Source organism: Candidatus Obscuribacterales bacterium (assembly GCA_036703605.1).
In the GTDB taxonomy this organism is placed as follows: Bacteria; Cyanobacteriota; Cyanobacteriia; order RECH01; family RECH01; genus RECH01.
Window position 1 is genome coordinate 1 of record DATNRH010001097.1, and the last position, 12934, is coordinate 12934.

General features: G+C 54.3%; 15 protein-coding genes. 9 read left to right on the forward strand and 6 right to left on the reverse strand.

Going from position 1 to position 12934, the window contains the following annotated elements; genetic code table 11:
- The coding region (locus V6D20_22775; GenBank protein ID HEY9818606.1) for an FAD-dependent oxidoreductase at window positions 1–227 on the reverse strand (227 nt) is incomplete at its 3' end.
- A gap of 358 nt (window positions 228–585) precedes the next feature.
- Here V6D20_22775 and V6D20_22780 point away from each other — a divergent pair.
- The 6 genes from V6D20_22780 to V6D20_22805 all read left to right on the forward strand — a co-directional run bounded on the left by V6D20_22780 (window position 586) and on the right by V6D20_22805 (window position 6145).
- Complete coding sequence (locus V6D20_22780; protein ID HEY9818607.1) at window positions 586–1968, forward strand: nicotinate phosphoribosyltransferase; 1383 nt, start codon at window positions 586–588, stop codon at window positions 1966–1968.
- Window positions 1969–2160: 192 nt separating this feature from the next.
- Window positions 2161–2760, forward strand: coding sequence for a nicotinate-nucleotide adenylyltransferase (locus V6D20_22785; GenBank protein HEY9818608.1), 600 nt, complete (start codon window positions 2161–2163; stop codon window positions 2758–2760).
- Window positions 2721–3461 (forward strand): NUDIX domain-containing protein, encoded by a 741-nt coding sequence (locus V6D20_22790; GenBank protein HEY9818609.1) that lies wholly within the window; start codon window positions 2721–2723, stop codon window positions 3459–3461. Before V6D20_22785 ends, V6D20_22790 begins: the two co-directional genes overlap by 40 nt.
- A 138-nt stretch (window positions 3462–3599) precedes the next feature.
- Complete coding sequence (locus V6D20_22795; GenBank protein ID HEY9818610.1) at window positions 3600–5366, forward strand: NAD+ synthase; 1767 nt, start codon at window positions 3600–3602, stop codon at window positions 5364–5366.
- A 164-nt stretch (window positions 5367–5530) separates the two neighbouring features.
- Window positions 5531–5824 (forward strand): ATP-dependent Clp protease adapter ClpS, encoded by a 294-nt coding sequence (clpS, locus tag V6D20_22800; protein ID HEY9818611.1) that lies wholly within the window; start codon window positions 5531–5533, stop codon window positions 5822–5824.
- A gap of 24 nt (window positions 5825–5848) precedes the next feature.
- Complete coding sequence (locus tag V6D20_22805) at window positions 5849–6145, forward strand: DUF2103 domain-containing protein (protein HEY9818612.1); 297 nt, start codon at window positions 5849–5851, stop codon at window positions 6143–6145.
- Window positions 6146–6235: 90 nt separating this feature from the next.
- Here V6D20_22805 and V6D20_22810 read toward each other — a convergent pair whose 3' ends face one another.
- The 3 genes from V6D20_22810 to V6D20_22820 form a co-directional block, all read right to left on the reverse strand.
- On the reverse strand, window positions 6236–6928 hold the full coding sequence (locus V6D20_22810; GenBank protein ID HEY9818613.1) for a J domain-containing protein: 693 nt from the start codon (window positions 6926–6928) through the stop codon (window positions 6236–6238).
- 55 nt (window positions 6929–6983) lie between these two features.
- Window positions 6984–7586, reverse strand: a complete 603-nt coding sequence (locus V6D20_22815; protein HEY9818614.1) for an ATP-dependent Clp protease proteolytic subunit — start codon at window positions 7584–7586, stop codon at window positions 6984–6986.
- An 84-nt stretch (window positions 7587–7670) separates the two neighbouring features.
- Window positions 7671–8360, reverse strand: coding sequence for an ATP-dependent Clp protease proteolytic subunit (locus tag V6D20_22820; GenBank protein HEY9818615.1), 690 nt, complete (start codon window positions 8358–8360; stop codon window positions 7671–7673).
- 305 nt (window positions 8361–8665) lie between these two features.
- Between V6D20_22820 and V6D20_22825 the strand changes: the two genes are divergently transcribed.
- On the forward strand, window positions 8666–9904 hold the full coding sequence (locus tag V6D20_22825; GenBank protein ID HEY9818616.1) for a VWA domain-containing protein: 1239 nt from the start codon (window positions 8666–8668) through the stop codon (window positions 9902–9904).
- A gap of 102 nt (window positions 9905–10006) precedes the next feature.
- Here V6D20_22825 and V6D20_22830 read toward each other — a convergent pair whose 3' ends face one another.
- Entirely contained in the window at window positions 10007–10516 is a 510-nt protein-coding gene (locus V6D20_22830) for a hypothetical protein (protein HEY9818617.1), read from the reverse strand.
- 63 nt (window positions 10517–10579) lie between these two features.
- Complete coding sequence (locus tag V6D20_22835; GenBank protein HEY9818618.1) at window positions 10580–11056, reverse strand: NAD(P)H-quinone oxidoreductase subunit N; 477 nt, start codon at window positions 11054–11056, stop codon at window positions 10580–10582.
- 656 nt (window positions 11057–11712) lie between these two features.
- Between V6D20_22835 and rplC the strand changes: the two genes are divergently transcribed.
- Window positions 11713–12357 (forward strand): 50S ribosomal protein L3, encoded by a 645-nt coding sequence (gene rplC, locus V6D20_22840; protein ID HEY9818619.1) that lies wholly within the window; start codon window positions 11713–11715, stop codon window positions 12355–12357.
- A gap of 69 nt (window positions 12358–12426) precedes the next feature.
- A partial coding sequence (gene rplD / locus V6D20_22845) for a 50S ribosomal protein L4 (protein HEY9818620.1) occupies window positions 12427–12934 on the forward strand: 508 nt, incomplete at its 3' end.

Here is a 12934-nt window from a genome sequence, read left to right on the forward strand (position 1 = left end):
GTATTGCGTTGGTGGCTGAGGACTGCCCGCAGCGGCGAGGAAATATCACCGGGAGACAAGCCGCCGGTCGCCACTTGGTAGAGCAAGGGTTGGAACAGGTGGAAGTTACGTTTGTCGATCAACGTGACCTCAACAGATGCATGGTTGAGTTCCTGAGCAGCATACAGGCCGCCAAATCCACCGCCGATGATGACAACTTTATGGGGCGATCGCTGAGGTTGTGACATGGAAGAAAAGGGGTAGGAGATTAGGAATACAGGCAGGTAGACAACAGGCAATGGGGAGATGACTGCAGGCAGAGCTAAGGCCTACAGACCTTAATCTTGTCCCATTCTGCCCAAGGCTGTCGTATTCGTAAACACGAGGGGCGATCGCGTCCTAGGCAGGGATCAGATTAGCAAACAATTTTAGTCTGTTTCAATATAAGTCAGAAAAAGAGAGGGTCGCGATCGCCCTATCTTCTACGAATCTTCAAAGATGATGCTGGAATTTCTTCAAAACTTAATGGGATCATGACCGGAACCCCCTACCTGAATTTTGGTAGAAACTACTATAATAAAATCACAGACATGGTCGAACACTACGATGGTCTCTCTCATTCCCCAACCCCAGGATTATGGACTGCTGACCGATCTCTACCAGCTCACCATGGCAGCCTGCTATGTGGGCGAGGATCTGGATCAGCGCCCCGCTAGTTTTGAACTCTTTGTGCGCCGCTTGCCTGACGGCTTCAGCTACCTGGTCGCCATGGGGCTAGAGCAAGCCCTCGACTACCTCACCCAGTTTTCCTTTGGCCCCGATCAGATTGCAGCGCTGCAGGCCAGTGGAATCTTTGCCCATGTCCCCGATCGCTTCTGGCAGGTGCTAGAGTCAGCCCGGTTTAGTGGCTCGGTGTGGGCTGTCCCCGAAGGCACCGTGGTGTTTGCCAATGAACCGCTGTTGCGCATTGAAGCGCCTCTCTGGCAAGCCCAGGTGGTGGAAACCTATCTCTTAAACACCCTCAATTATCAAACCCTGGTGGCCACACGCAGCGCTCGCTTGCGGGATGTGGCGGGCCCCGATGCTACCCTGCTGGAGTTTGGTACCCGGCGGGCGTTCAGTCCCCAAGCGTCGCTCTGGGCGGCCAGGGCGGCGATCGCTGGCGGTCTCAATGCTACCTCCAATGTCCTCGCCGCCCTACAGCTCGGACAAAAACCTGCAGGCACCATGGCCCATGCCTTGGTGATGGCGTTAACCGCGATCGCCCAGGATGAAGACGTGGCCTTTGACACCATGCTGCGCTATTTTCCCAACACAGCTCTGTTGATTGATACCTACGATGCGATCGCTGCGGCCCAACGGTTGAGCGATCGCGTCTCAGCCGGCACCCTGCAGGTGCAAGGGGTGCGTCTCGACTCCGGCGATCTAGTTTCCCAGTCTCAGCAGGTGCGATCGCTACTGCCCCATGCCACCATCGTGGCCAGCGGCGACTTGGATGAATACGAAATTGCCCGCCTGCTTGCCGAGGGTGCCCAGATCGATGCCTATGGATTGGGCACCAAACTGGTGACCGGCACACCGGTCAATGGCGTCTACAAACTGGTGGACATCGACGGCATTCCCACCATGAAAAACTCGACGAGCAAGGCCACCTATCCCGGTCGCAAGCAAGTTTTCCGCACCTACGAGCAAGACTGCTGGGTTCACGATCGCCTAGCCCTGATGGACGAAGAAGCCCAACCGGGAGAAGTGCCCCTACTGCAGTTGGTCATGGACAAGGGCGATCGCCGCTTAGATGCCGAACCCCTAGACGCGATCGCCGCCCGCACCGCCGCTGCTGTCCAGGCTCTTCCACCCAACTTGCGCGACCTCGACCATCCCATCGTCACCTCCCCCATCCTGTCCACCGCCTTGAAAACGCTCACCCAAGATACCCAAGACCGAGCGCGTCAGGTCTATACTGATCAAAATTCTAGCGTTGCCGATTGAGACCATACCCCCTAGACGAACGACCGCCCCACCCGTTTCCTTCAGGTTCCTTCTAGACAGCCACCTCATGAAACGGGTTTATGGATAACCCGCCACTCCCAAAGCGGCACGACACCCCAAGATAGTGTCCAACCCACGTCAGATTATTCGTCGTTTGCTAACCTCGATCCCCCTGATCTATCCCTCTGCCCTATGCTGAACATTGCTTTGTTTGGAACCAGCGCCGATCCCCCCACCACTGCCCACCAGCAAATTCTCACCTGGCTCTCCCATCGTTTTGACTGGGTAGCCGTTTGGGCCTCCGACAATCCCTTTAAGTCACACCAAACTCTGCTCCAACATCGAGGGGCAATGTTAAGATTGCTGATTGCCGATATCTATCCCCCTCGGCACAATATTGGCTACCATCCCGACCTCAGCAGTCCCCGCGCACTGATCACCGTTGAACGGGCCAAAGAACGCTGGCCCCAAGCCCACTTCACGCTGATTATTGGCTCCGATTTGGTAGATCAACTGCCGCGCTGGTACCAAGTAGACGAGCTCCTGCACCAGATTGATCTGCTCGTGGTGCCCCGGCCTGGGTATCCTCTAGAAGACGGGAACTTAGATCAGCTGCGGCAGATGGGAGCTACGGTGGCGATCGCTGACCTCACCGGTCTAGCAGTTTCGTCCACGGCCTACCGCAAAGCCGGAGATACGGCTATTCTCACGCCTCCCATTGAGGACTATATCCATCGGGAGCAGTTGTACGCATGTCAGAACGGAGCCAACGAAAGCCTACCGACCTGGTAAGCCCACTTGCCGAGTTTAAGGTGGGAGTTGATAGCGTCATCTTTTCGGTAGACAGTGACCAAAATCGCCTCCTAGTGCTCTTGGTTATGCGCCAAGATGCGCCTTTTTCCGGCGAATGGAGCCTACCTGGCACCTTAGTCCGTCAAGGAGAATCCCTAGAAGGCTCAGCCTATCGAGTGCTCTCCGAAAAAATCCGCGTCGAAAACCTTTACCTCGAACAGCTCTATACCTTCGGCGGCCCCGACCGCGATCCCAGGGAAGCCGAAACCAGCTATGGCGTACGCTACCTATCCGTTAGTTACTTTGCTCTTGTGCGGTTTGCCGAAGCCGAATTAATTGCCGATGGCGTCAATGGCATTGCCTGGTACCCCCTAGGGCAAGTTCCCAGATTGGCATTTGACCACCAGCAAATCCTCGACTATGGCTACCGCCGCCTGCGCAATAAGTTGGAATACAGCCCCATTGCCTTTGACGTTTTACCCGAAATGTTTACCCTCAATGATCTGTACCAGCTCTATACCACCGTCTTGGGTGACCATTTTGCTGACTATTCCAACTTCCGCACTCGCATCCTCAAACTAGGCATCCTCAGCGATACAGGCATTAAAACCTCCCGTGGAGCCGGGCGTCCCGCCAGCCTCTATCGATTTGATGCCGAAGCCTTTGCACCGCTGAAGGATAAACCCCTCGTCTTTGTCTAGCCGCCATTCACCCTGTCTAGCCAGCCTCCCCAAACTAGTAGCTACCCCCCATTGAGATGGTTCGGGATACCAGCATGACGGGCCGGTCAACCCGTAAGGACTCTATAAGCCTGCATCCTCTCTCCTCCCTCTACCCCTATGACTCCTCCCACCCTCTCCCTGGCGATCGCTCAACTGAATCCGACCATTGGTGACCTTGCGGGCAATGCTCAGCAGATTTTGACCGCCGCCCAAACGGCTGCGGCCCAGGGGGTGCGGTTACTGCTCACCCCAGAACTCTCCCTCTGTGGCTATCCCCCCCGCGACCTGCTGATGCAGCCTCGGTTCATCCAGGCCATGGCAGATACGCTGCACCAGTTAGCCCGTGACCTGCCGCCCCAGATCGCTGTCTTGGTGGGTACCATTGATCCCAATCAGCGATCGCCCCAGGGAGAGAAACCGCTGTTCAACAGCGTGGCGTTGTTAGAACAGGGTGACATTCAACAGATCTTTCACAAGCGTCTATTGCCGACCTACGATGTTTTTGACGAAGATCGATACTTTCAACCAGGGGAAGATATCAACACCTTTGCAGTGACCTTATCCGATGGCTATCGCGTGACGCTAGGAGTGACCATCTGCGAAGACCTCTGGAACGATGAGGAGTTTTGGGGCAAGCGCAGCTATCAGGTGGATCCCATTGCTGATTTAGCCAGCCATGGCGTCGATCTAGTTCTGAATCTATCGGCATCTCCCTACAGCGTCGGTAAGCAAGCGATTCGAGAGGCGATGCTACGCCATGCTGCCCTGCGTCACCAGGTACCTATTCTCTACGTCAATCAAGTCGGCGGTAATGATGATTTGATCTTCGACGGCAGTAGCGTGGCCATGAATGCTCAGGGACAGACCGTGGTGCGTGCCTTGCCCTTCCAGCCTGACCTCCAGTTTCTAGACTACGACCTAGCCCTTGGTGACGTGACCGCAGATCCAGAGGCGATCGCTCCCCAGCCCGCCAGCCATGATGGGGAAATCTGGTCAGCGCTGGTGCTGGGCGTTCAGGACTATGCTAGAAAATGCGGCTTTTCCCGAGCGGTCATCGGTCTCAGCGGCGGTATTGACTCTGCTCTGGTAGCGGCGATCGCCACCGCCGCTCTAGGAGCCGATCAGGTGCTGGGCGTCCTGATGCCCTCTCCCTACAGCTCCGACCATTCCCTTGCAGATGCCTACGCCCTGGCCAAAAACTTGGGCATCCGCACTGAAACCTTACCGATCGCTGGCTTAATGTCTGCCTATGATGACACCTTGGAGGATCTGTTTGCCGGCACCAGCTTTGGCATTGCCGAGGAAAATATCCAGTCTCGGATTCGCGGCAATTTACTGATGGCGATCGCCAACAAGTTTGGCTACCTGCTGCTGTCTACCGGCAATAAGTCAGAGCTGGCGGTAGGCTACTGCACCCTCTACGGCGATATGAATGGTGGTCTAGCGGCGATCGCTGATGTCCCCAAAACGCGGGTTTATTCCCTCTGTCGCTGGCTCAATTCTAATGACGACCCAGCGGTGCCCTGGCGGCTGCCGCAGAGCACTTCGGGAGAGATCATCCCCAATGCCATTCTCACCAAACCCCCCAGCGCCGAACTCAAACCCGACCAGAAAGATTCCGACTCCCTGCCCGACTACGACACCCTGGATGATATTCTCTGCCGACTGGTCACCCGCCACCAGTCTCCGAGCGACATTGTTGCTGCCGGCCATGACCCAGGTATTGTCAATCGCGTCATGCAGCTTGTCACCCGCGCCGAATTTAAGCGCAAGCAGGCCCCTCCCGGCTTAAAGATCACCGATCGCGCTTTTGGTACCGGTTGGCGGATGCCCATCGCTAGCCGCTGGATCGCCACGGTTCCATCTCCTAGTTCCGCCTCCTAGGTTCAGCACGCCAGAACCAACCAGCCCCAGTAGGTCATCGCCTTCCCAAGCGACTAAGCTACAATGGCCCTCATCCATCCTTTAGATTTTGTTCACCTTTGGACTTGGTGCCCCTGCGTATGACGACGGTACACCCTGCTGATGCAGCTATCCATCCCCTAATAATGACTGCATCCCCCACTATCACCCCTGATCGAGTTAAACAAACCACACGCAAAACCTATCCCAACTTTAAGGTGATTGTGTTGAATGACGACTTCAACACCTTTCAGCACGTGGCTGCCTGTTTGATGAAATACATTCCCCAAATGACCAGCGATCGCGCCTGGGAACTCACCAATCAGGTGCATTTTGAGGGGCAAGCCATTGTTTGGACGGGGCCGCAAGAACAGGCGGAACTGTACCATCAGCAACTCAGTCGCGCCGGGCTCACCATGGCTCCCTTGGAAGCCGCCTAATCCAGCCCACCTTCATACCTCATCATGGCTCAACCACCCAGCGGACGCTTGGTTTGGAATCATTCCACCCACATTCCCGGACTGATACCTATCCTAGAAACGTTACTCAAACGTCAAACCACCATCACCACCATCACACCAGCGGTAATCGGGCGATCGCGGGCCCATAGTCCTAAGCTCACGCTGCGTGTCTCCGTGCCAGTCCTGGGTGGCTTTAAGCTGATCGCCCGAAAAGGCAAGCAATTTCAAGAAGTATTTGTAATTACAACGCTGGAAAAACCAGATCTAGAAGAGGCGATCGCTGACGTGCTGACCAAGTAGCAGTCTCCAGCTCCCGCCTGGCACAGTGCAAGATTAGTCGCCCTTGAGGGTGTCTAAAGCGTCTCTAGATCGCACCCCAACAAAGCGCGCTTAAAGCAATTGTTCAATCTGCCGAAACACCCGCTCCACTTCTAGCCAGAGCGATCGATTATTGGGATCGGTTTGTAGCGCTTTTTTGAGGTAAATCCTGGCCTTATCAAGCTGCCGTTGCCTCACGAGATGTTGACCAAAGCGCTGATAGGTAATCGCCTGCCACTGCTTCACTTCCCGATCTTTCGGCAATCGCTGGGATAAGCCTTCCACCAAAGCGATGGCCCTGGGAAACCGCTGCTCTTTGAGCAGGTGCTGAAGCTGCTTGTAGCTGTGCTGCTTTAGCTTGCGATCGGTGTCCGACAGGGTGGGATCAAGACGAATCTGGGGCGCAGGGGATTTTGACGGACTAGGAGAGGGCGATCGCTCCGCTGGCCGCTTGACATGGATACGCACCTTAGGAGGCTGAGACGACGGCGTTGGAGAGGGCGTCGCACTCGGTGTAGACGTAGACCGAGACGTCTCTTCGGGCACCACATCCATTAAGTACTTATAGGCTTCGGTGATCTGGATGAACTTTTCTTCCGCTGCTTGATCGCCAGGGTTAACATCGGGGTGATATAACCGTGCCAAACGCCGGTAGGACGCCTTGATATCTTCTGCCGGTGCGCCCGTCCGTAATCCCAATAGTCGATAGCAATCCGGTAGATTCATAGAGACCAAAAATGGCAGAATGTTGAACAATTCTGCCATAAATCTAACGTGACATCGTTGATTTGATGCTCGTCGTCAAGGTAGATGAACTGCCTTAGGTCGAGGGTGGACTTTCCACAACACGATCAATCAAACCATACTCAACCGCTTCCGCTGCCGACATAAAGTAGTCGCGATCGGTATCTTTGGCGATTTGCTCAACTGTTTTTCCGGTACGAGCCGCTAGCATTTCGTTCAACTGCTGGCGCACGCGTAAAATTTCCTTCGCCTCGATTTGGATATCCGTGGCCTGCCGACGACCCACACCCCCCAAGGGTTGGTGAATCATGATCCGCGCATGGGGCAGGGCCAAGCGCTTGCCCTTGCTACCCGCCGCCAACAGAAAAGCTCCCATGGATGCAGCCAAACCAACACAAATCGTCACCACTTCAGACTTGATGTACTGCATGGTGTCGTAGATGGCCATGCCCGCCGTCACGGAACCACCGGGCGAGTTGATATACAGATAGATGGGCTTACCGGGATCATCAGAATCCAGGTAGAGCATGGCAGCAACGATGGAATTGGCCAAGCCATCGGTGACTTCTTGTCCCAGGAAAATGATCCGCTCTTGGTTGAGGCGGGTGTAAATGTCAATCCACTGGGTATATTGGCTACCGGGTAGCCGATAGGGAACTTTAGGTGTGCCGATGGGCATAGTGAGTACTCTCTACAGATTGAAAACGATAGGAGAACGGGGGAGCAGCCGCCATGCCGGCAGCTTCAGGACTCTAGCAAGCCCTTAGGTGAGCGACGCCACGGGCGCAGTGGGTAATTCCTTAGAACTCGCCAACACGCGATCGATTAAGCCATACTCCAAGGCTTCTTGGGGAGTCAGGTAGAACATTCGATCCGTATCTTTGGCAATTTGCTCCACCGTTTTGCCGGTGTTTTTTGCCATAATTTCCAGGGTCGTTTGCTTGTTGGTCAGCACTTCCTTGGCCCGAATCTGAATATCGGTGGCCTGCCCTTGAGCACCACTGCGAGTTTGGTTCAGCACAATGGTGGCATGGGGTAAGCTAGCACGGAAGCCCTTCGTACCCGCTGACAAAATCATGGCCGCAGTTCCCATAGCCTGCCCAATGCAGATGGTATGAACCGCTGGCTTAATGTAGTCAATCGTGTCACAGATAGCAAAGGCTTCGGTTTCAAACCCAATTGCATCTCCGCCGTACCAAGAGGTTCCGGTCGAGTTGATGTAGAAATAAATCGGTTTGTCCGGATCATCAAACTGCAGGTAGAGCAACTGAGCAATAATCAACTCAGTTACGTCAATACCAACCTGTTGTTTCACCTCATCAGAGGAATACAGGGGTAACCCCAAGTACACAATACGCTCTTTCAACAAGAGCGACGGTAGGTCTGGAGGGGGTGTGCGATAGTAAGCATCACCACCATATGTAGACTGAACCGCCTGGATAGGTGAATTCATATAACGTCTTGCCTATCAGTTGCCTCAACAATTGGGTGCAGTGTTACACCTTTAACATAGTAAACATAGTAACGTGCCCTCGCTAGCAATGGTGGTGGCTGATCCCCTAGATTCATACCGGATACCTGACGGGATTCCCGAACCTCTCAACGTCGTCTTGGTTGTTGGACTGGAAGCGATCGCCCCTTGCAGGGCCCCAAATCACCCAATGATCCGAAACCCTTACTACTCACCGTGAAGGGATTGAATAGGATCGATCTGCATATGTTTCGATCAACTGCGCTCAGAATTTAAGGAGCTTAACTATGCGAGTGGGATTACAAGCTGCTCTCAATGATGTCAATCTCGATGCTCATCAGCCCAGCAGCCAGCGACAACTGGCCGTCTCAATTTCGGCGATCGCTGAGTCGCTCAACCGCCATGCTCCCTTAAATCTTTGCCTGATTTTGGATCACAGCGGCTCCATGAATGGTAAACCGCTCGATATCGTCAAGCAGGCCGCCAACCGCATTGTGGAACAGCTTTCACCGGGCGATCGCCTCTCCATTGTGGCGTTTGATCACAAGGCTAAGGTCTTATTGTCCAATCAACACATTGAGAACCCTGCCGAGGTCAAGGTGAAGCTCAGTCAACTGCGGGCCAGTGGCGGCACAGCCATTGATGAAGGCATGAAGCTGGGCATTGAAGAGCTAGCCAAGGGCAAGCAGGACACCATTTCCCAAGCTTTCTTACTCACCGACGGGGAAAATGAGCATGGCGATAACGATCGCTGCCTCAAGCTAGCGGAGCTAGCCGCTACCTACAACATGACCCTCAGCACCCTGGGGTTTGGCGATCATTGGAACCAAGATGTCCTCGAACAGATTTCGGACGCAGCCGGTGGCACCCTGTCCTACATTCAAACCCCCGACCAGGCCGTGAGTGAGTTTGACCGGCTCTTCAGCCGCGCCCAGTCCGTAGGACTCACCAATGCCTATCTCACCCTCACCCTGGGCTCCCACATCCGTCTCGCCGATCTAAAACCCATTGCCCAAGTGTCGCCCGACACGGTTGAACTAGCGATTATCCAAGAAGGGGATCAATATTTAGCACGCCTAGGAGACCTGATGGTAGATGCACCTCGGGTAGTGCTAGTGAATCTCTATGCTGGACAGTTGCCTCCTGGCTCCCAGCAAATCGCCGGGCTGCAGGTGCGCTACGATGACCCCAACAGCGGCAAGGAACGACTCTTCTCTGAGGCCATTCCCGTGGTTGCCAATGTGCTGGAAGCTTTCCAACCCCAGGTGAATCCTCAAGTCCAGCAGCATGTCTTAGCCCTGGCCAAATACCGCCAGACGCAAATTGCTGAACAAAAGTTGAAGGATGGCGATCGCACCGGTGCTGCCACCATGCTCCAGTCGGCCGCTAAGACCGCACTACAAATGGGCGATGAAGGCGCTGCCACCGTCTTGCAAGACAACGCCACGCGCCTCCAGTCGGGGGAAGAACTCAGCGAGAGCGATCGCAAGAAAACCCGCATGGTCTCCAAAACGATGTTGCAGTAGTCCCAGCGCTAGGAAGCTTCTATCAGCCTGCAGTACAAATCAGCCTGAAATACAGATCAGTTGAGCGCTGGGCCATTCCAGAACTCAACTGATCTACACCATCTAGAACGACTGATCGCTGATCGAGACAGGACGAAAGGCTTGACGGACATCGGGCTGCTGCAAGATGTAAACAATGCTGCCGGCGATCGCAAGATTGAACACCAGCAACAGCAGGGTAGGGAGAACCGTGAGACCCGCTGTCCCTGCGCTGAAGATCGAGCCGAGCAACTGGAAGGCATTCAGCCCAATGCAAACCCAGTGAAAGATGATGGTGCCCATACGCCCCCAGCCCTTGAGGCGAAAGAGCCCCACGCTCATAACGACGCAGATGACCGCAAACACCAACGAGATTAAGCCCAGCCCCAGAAATAAGGGGCCCATCAAATCCAAGATCTCTGGCGGCAGGGCTTGCATCTCAGGTTCTTGGAGCATCATTTGCCGACCGTCTTCGGAGGCAAAGAGGGTTTGCACCAACAGGAAGATCAGTGCAAATAAGGCGTAAAACACACCCGCTACAATCAGCCAAATCGCGATGGCCGTAACACTACCAGGACGTTGATTTGCGGTCATGATTCCTTGACCTGTGGATAGAACAGCGATCGCTCTCCAGAGGAGATACCCCGAATTTCATACCTAGGCGGCTTGCACTACTGTCTTTAAAGGTTGCCAGGTGAAGGTGCGATCGCCTCCCATCTCAATCACCACCTTTAACTTGGGTTCTAGAGTCGGCAAGTTCGCCAAAAACTCTAGCTCTTGACGCGAAAGCACATGCCCCTCCAACAACCACAGCACTAATCCCTTCGACTTGGCAGGTAACTGCTCAAGCTGATAGCGAGCGATCGGCGGAATATAGTAGGTGTACCCAACCGCTGCATCGCTGTCCACACACTTTTTACCCAAATGGGCCGGACGCACCCCATGGACATCCAGTAAGTAGGACGACAAGTCGCCTAAGCCCCGAGCAGTCAGGTGTTCCATACCATAGCCCGCCGCTCGCAGACGCCGCTGATACCGCCCCTCTGCTCCTCCCTCCAAGGGGATGTAAAGGCCGAGAGCCCCATGCTGTTCTAAGGCTCGAATGAAAGGTTTACCCGTTGTAATTAATGCCATAAATGCTGTCTGCGGCCTCCTACATCACATTCATCCAACATGTCGGTCACGGGTTCATTGGGTTCATGGTCAGATGGGATCCAAGTTCTTCGTCTCCTTAGCCCTCGATCATCCTGAACCAATGGTGTTTCCCTCACCTCTTGCCGCTATTATAAGGGGTGGCGATCGCCCTACCGCATCTCCGCATCCAGAAAATTTGTTGCCCTTTTGTTGGAAATGGTCTAGACAAATAGATATTCATACGTCTATAATCTAAAATTGTCGCCAAGACAGCATAGAGAGTAAATAGCTAATGATTCACGACTTGGCTAAAGGCTCAGACGGGTGAAGGCAGTGATATTGTCAAACCCTCCTGTCACATGGGATAGAGCCACAGGCAAGTCTGGTTAGTGCTGCTTTCCAGGCTGTGAGGAGATACTGAGTGGATTTTTTTGATGCATCTGCTTAAGTCTCGGCGTAAGCGCTGAAGCGGATCTGAATTGCTAATCCTTCAGCCTCTGGTTTCAAAAAGACATAGAACTCTAAACTGACACCAGTTCTGTGGGGTTCTGGCTGCTTTTGCAGCCATTTAGTAAGGAGGAACGGTCAGACCCTAAACCGGAAACGGGCTAGGCTGACCACGTTTCGCCGCGTTTTTAGTTGAGCAAGGGAGACTTGTGACTGTGTCTGTTGGTATTCTCGGCACGAAAATTGGCATGACCCAAGTCTTTGATGACGAAGGTCGAGCTATCCCCGTCACGGTTGTGCAGGCTAATCCATGCACCGTAACGCAAATCAAAACCCCCGAAACGGATGGCTACTCTGCAATTCAGGTCGGATATAAGCAGGTGACGGAAAAGGCTCTGAATAAGCCTGAGCTAGGGCACCTCAAAAAATCTGGCAGTGTCCCCGTACGGCATCTCTGTGAATATCGCTTGAGCCAGGCCGGCCCCTACGAGCTAGGGCAACAGTTAGGGGTTGAGACGTTTGAAGCAGGACAACTCGTTGACGTCGTAGGCACTAGTATTGGTCGCGGATTTGCCGGGTACCAAAAACGCCACAACTTCAGACGAGGGCCCATGGCTCACGGTTCGAAGAACCACCGAGCACCTGGTTCCACTGGAGCTGGCACCACCCCCGGACGCGTCTATCCGGGTAAGCGCATGGCAGGTCGCCTAGGCGGGGCGCAAGTCACCATTCGGAAACTCACCGTCGTCCGGATTGATGCTGACCAAAACCTGCTGCTGATCAAGGGTGCTGTTCCCGGCAAGCCCGGCAGTCTTTTAAATATTAAGCCCGCCACGATTGTCGGACAGGCTTAAGAGCTAACCCCGGTACAACAGCTCAGCAAAACAACGACGTGGCATTGGAAGGTACATGAGGCAGAGGAAATGGTTAGCTGCATAATTCGAGATTGGCAAGGGCAAGAAGCAGGTGAAACATCGTTAAGCTTGCGCGTAGCAAAAGAAGCGTCATCGGCGCACGTGGTTCACCGAGCCCTCGTCCGTCAGATGAACAATGCGCGTCAAGGCACCGCATCATCCAAAACCCGAGCCGAAGTGCGTGGGGGTGGTCGGAAACCTTGGCGTCAGAAAGGTACAGGGCGCGCCCGAGCTGGTTCTAACCGATCCCCGCTTTGGAAAGGGGGCGGTGTCATCTTTGGCCCCAAGCCCAGAGATTATTCCACCAAAATGAACAAAAAGGAACGCCGCTTAGCTCTGTGCACAGCGTTCCAAAGCCGGGTAGACAGCATGGTTGTAGTGCAAGACTTTGCCGAGCAACTGGCTCGTCCCAAAACCAAGGACATGATTCAAGCTCTATCCCGTTGGGGCGTGCAGGAATCTGACAAGGTTTTGCTCATTACCGGCGAAAAGAATGAGATGGTCTATCTATCAGCTC